The following is a 730-nucleotide window of genomic DNA, read 5'->3' as shown; positions in this document are numbered from 1 at the left end:
ACGAGAAAGACGAAGTTTTGATGCGGCGTTCAAGCTGCAAGTGGTGAAGATGGTGCAGGAACAGGGGCTGACGGTTGCTCAGGTTTGTCAGGAGCTCAAACTGGGTGAGACGGCGGTGCGGCGCTGGCTGAAGCAGGTGAAGGCCGAACAAAACGGTCAGCCGGGCATTGGCAAGCCGTTAACCCCTGATCAGCAGCGGATTCGGCAACTGGAATTAGAAAATCGGCAATTGCGTTCGGATAACGAATTGCTAAAAAAGGTTTCGGCCTTCTTTGCCAAGGAACTGCGATGAAACACCAGTTGATTCAGCAGTTAATGGTAGAGAAGGCCGTCACCGTAAAGCAGTGTTGTCAGTTGTTGGGCCTCAGTCGTTCGGGACTGTATGCGGCGCGGCGGCGAGTTCGACAGCCTCAAGGGCTTTGTGGTACGCGGGTTCGACTGCGCAGTCTGTTCGAAGCGAACGGTCAATGCTATGGTAGCCGTCGCCTGCGCAAGGAACTGGCGTCAGAAGGTATCGAGATCGGAAGATATCGCGTACGAAGCCTGATGAAGGAACTTCAGCTCAAGCCGATCTGGAAACCCAAGTTCGTGCACACCACCGACAGCAATCACAATCTGCCGGTGTACGAGAACGTGTTGGATCGCCAGTTTGAGCAAGCCGAGGCCAACCGAGCCTGGGCCTCGGATATCACGTATATCCGCACATTGACCGGCTGGCTGTATCTGGCGG

Annotated in this window: 2 protein-coding genes; both read left to right on the top strand. The window is 55.1% G+C overall.

Translation table 11 applies throughout. From position 1 onward, the window contains the following. Positions 1 to 292 (top strand): transposase (locus NP589_RS21600; RefSeq protein WP_256608816.1); only part of this gene is annotated, 292 nt, incomplete at its 5' end. Further along, on the top strand, positions 289 to 730 hold a 442-nt coding region (locus NP589_RS21595; RefSeq protein WP_256608815.1), incomplete at its 3' end, for an IS3 family transposase. The genes NP589_RS21600 and NP589_RS21595, both read left to right, overlap by 4 nt.

This window comes from Methylomonas rosea (assembly GCF_024505055.1).
In the GTDB taxonomy this organism is placed as follows: domain Bacteria; phylum Pseudomonadota; class Gammaproteobacteria; order Methylococcales; family Methylomonadaceae; genus Methylomonas; species Methylomonas rosea.
The sequence above is the reverse complement of the archived record's forward strand: the minus strand, read 5'-3'. Positions and strand labels throughout refer to the sequence as shown.